Genomic DNA, 2,335 nt, shown 5'->3' on the forward strand with positions numbered 1-2,335 from the left:
AACCCTCGAAGACGTGCGGCGCGCGTTCGAATTTGCGCGTGCGTACCGTCCGGCGCTGACGCGCTATGAGCGCGCCGCGATCCTGCGGCGCGCGGCCGACGCAGTGCGTGCACGCACCGAAGAGATCGCCGCCGTCATCACGGCGGAAGCCGGTTTGTGCAAGAAGGATTCGATCTACGAAGCGGGCCGCGTCGCGGACGTGCTGGTGTTCGGCGCCGGCGAAGTGCTAAAAGACGACGGCCAGATCTTCTCGTGCGACCTCACGCCTCATGGCAAGAAACGGCGCGTCTACACGCAACGCGATCCGCTGCTGGGCGTGATCTCCGCGATTACGCCGTTCAACCACCCGATGAATCAGGTCGCGCACAAGATCGTGCCATCGATTGCAACGAACAATCGCATCGTCGTGAAACCGTCGGAGAAAGTGCCGCTGTCATGCTATCTGCTTGCGGACATCCTCTATGACGCCGGCTTGCCGGTGCAGATGCTTCAGGTGTTGACGGGCGATCCAGGTGTCATTGCCGACGAGTTGATCACGAACCCCGCGGTCGATCTCATCACGTTCACCGGCGGCGTCTCGATCGGCAAATCGATCGCCTCGCGGATGGGTTACCGGCGCGCCGTGCTCGAACTGGGCGGCAACGACCCGATCATCGTGATGGAGGACGCCGATCTCGACGAAGCCAGTTCGCTCGCCGTATCGGGCTCGTACAAGAATTCGGGCCAGCGTTGCACCGCCATCAAACGCATGCTGGTACATGAGGCGGTTGCCGACCGCTTCACGGATCTCGTCGTAGAAAAGACACTCGCCTGGAAATATGGCAATCCGGCGGACAGTTCAGTCGATATGGGAACGGTCATCGACGAAGCGGCCGCGCAGTTCTGCGAACGCCAGGTCAACGACGCCTTGTCACGCGGCGCCCGTCTGCTTGCGGGCAACGTCCGCGACGGCGCGCTTTACTCGCCGACGGTGGTCGACCGTGTCACGCCCGACATGCCGCTCGTCAAGTACGAAACGTTTGGACCGGTGTCGCCGATCATGCGCTTTGCCAACATCGACGAAGCGATCCGCATGTCGAACTGCACGGACTACGCGTTGTCATCGTCGGTCTGCACGAACCGCTTCGATTACATCACGCGGTTCATCACCGAACTGGAAGTGGGCAGCGTGAATGTGCGCGAAGTACCCGGGTATCGGCTCGAACTCACGCCGTTTGGCGGCGTGAAGGACTCGGGACTCGGCTACAAGGAAGGGGTGCAGGAGGCCATGAAGAGCTTTACCAACACGAAGACCTACTCGCTGCCATGGTGATGATGGGGTGAGGTCGGGAAGCGCTGACGCGCTTCCCGACATGCAACCAGTGCAATGAGAAGCGGCGGCGCGGCGGCGGAAATCACGTTGAGAGGGAACGTGATGCGCAACGCAGCCGTCATTTTTTCAAGTTCCGTTGGGGTAAGATCAAAGGCAAGGGCAACTGGAAATTCCTGTACCACGCCGTCGACAATGAGCAATACGGTCAGCCGGCGACATGACTTGAGGAGCCGGGCCAATGGGAAGCACCAACGCAGTTGCGGCGGCGGCAATCGCCTTCGTGGGTAGTCACTTTGTCTTGTCCCATCCGCTGCGCAAGCGTTTGGTCCGCGCAATCGGCGAATTGGGGTTCCTGGGCGTCTATTCGCTGGTTGCTTTCCTCACGCTCGGCTGGCTGGTCGTGGCCTACCGAAAGGCGCCCCTGACGGAATCACTATGGCCGGTCGGAAACGGGCTCTGGGTGGTTGTGACCGTCGTCATGCTGATCGCGTCAATCCTCCTGCTGGGCTCTCTGATCCGTAACCCGGCGCTTCCCACCGGTGGCCAGCCCAGTTCGTTCCCGGATGCTGCGCGCGGCGTGTACGCGGTGACGCGTCACCCGATGATGTGGTCGTTCGCACTTTGGGGGCTGTGCCACATTGCCGTGTTCCCGGTGACCAGGAACATCATCCTCGCCACGGCTATCGTCGTCCTCGCGCTCGTCGGCGCCGCATTGCAGGATCGGAAGAAGGAGCAGCTCCAGCCCGATCTCTGGCCCGTATGGGAATCGAAGACGAGCTACCTGCCGTTCGCCGCGATCGCCGCCGGCCGTGCGCAGTTGGGCGGATTCGGTTTGCACGCGCTGTTGGGCGGCGTAGTCGTCTGGCTCGTCGCGACGTGGGCGCATATCCCCTTCGCCGGGTGGGCCGCAGGCATCTGGCGCTGGCTGTAGCCGCAGCCCCGGCTGTCACGCCATGCAGCGATAGCGCGCCGCCAGCGATGCGGGTTATTGCATCGCCACATCTTTTCTGGAAATTCGCATGA

At 62.2% G+C, this 2,335-nt stretch carries 3 protein-coding genes; 2 read left to right on the plus strand and 1 reads right to left on the minus strand.

From position 1 onward, the window contains the following. The coding region (gene phnY, locus VFE81_RS22890) for a phosphonoacetaldehyde dehydrogenase (protein WP_325046780.1) at positions 1-1,312 on the plus strand (1,312 nt) is incomplete at its 5' end. Here phnY and VFE81_RS22895 read toward each other — a convergent pair. Beyond that, positions 1,294-1,512, minus strand: coding sequence for a hypothetical protein (locus VFE81_RS22895; protein ID WP_325046781.1), 219 nt, complete (start codon positions 1,510-1,512; stop codon positions 1,294-1,296). The genes phnY and VFE81_RS22895 overlap by 19 nt on opposite strands. Before the next feature lie 38 nt (positions 1,513-1,550). Between VFE81_RS22895 and VFE81_RS22900 the strand changes: the two genes are divergently transcribed. Continuing rightward, positions 1,551-2,243, plus strand: a complete 693-nt coding sequence (locus VFE81_RS22900) for an NnrU family protein (protein WP_325046782.1) — start codon at positions 1,551-1,553, stop codon at positions 2,241-2,243. Positions 2,244-2,335 lie beyond the last annotated feature (92 nt).

Source organism: Paraburkholderia sp., from assembly GCF_035656215.1.
Taxonomy (GTDB): domain Bacteria; phylum Pseudomonadota; class Gammaproteobacteria; order Burkholderiales; family Burkholderiaceae; genus Paraburkholderia.

Excerpts from the sequence above, each read along its gene's own strand:
- VFE81_RS22900 (WP_325046782.1), top strand. The coding sequence starts at position 1,551 with ATGGGAAGCACCAACGCAGTTGCGGCGGCGGCAATCGCCTTCGTGGGT.